The organism is Bradyrhizobium sp. Leo78 (assembly GCF_059512425.1).
Window position 1 is genome coordinate 1 of record NZ_JCAMOT010000206.1, and the last position, 470, is coordinate 470.

The window sequence follows — 470 nt, forward strand, 5'->3', positions numbered from 1 at the left end:
GCGCTTTCGCCAGGACGCGCTTTTCCGTGTCGCCGAGTTCGTCGGCCGGTTTGTCGAAATGATGGTGCACGAAATTCGAGAAGTTATTCATGGCCTGTTTCCGATGACCGTTATCAATGCTGCCGCTTTCGTGCGTCAGTATTCCGCTCCGCCGGCAAATTGCAATGCATCGGTGCCGTAAGCCTTCAGCGCGCCTGTTCACAAAAAATTCGTGAGCTCGGTGCAACGCTTTGGCCGCGAACGTGTTGCGGTAGCGGGAGCCGCAGGCTAAACAGATGACATGACACAGGAAAACGCTCTCTCCGATATCTTCCGCATCGCTATCGGCCAGCTCAATCCCACGGTCGGCGATGTGGCCGGCAATCTTGCCAAAGCACGTGAAGCACGCGCCGATGCAGGTCGGGAGGGCGCGCAGCTGCTCGTGTTGACCGAGCTTTTCATCTCCGGCTATCCGCCGGAAGACCTGGTGC

1 protein-coding gene and 1 pseudogene are annotated in these 470 nt (G+C 58.1%); one reads left to right on the forward strand and one right to left on the reverse strand.

Features of this window, described 5'->3' with window-relative positions; translation table 11 throughout:
* Positions 1-226 (reverse strand): annotated as a pseudogene (locus AC5ZG1_RS44310) (DUF1003 domain-containing protein); the annotation flags it as partial.
* Between the two features lie 54 nt (positions 227-280).
* Between AC5ZG1_RS44310 and AC5ZG1_RS44315 the strand changes: the two are divergent.
* A partial coding sequence (locus AC5ZG1_RS44315) for a nitrilase-related carbon-nitrogen hydrolase (RefSeq protein WP_496136557.1) occupies positions 281-470 on the forward strand: 190 nt, incomplete at its 3' end.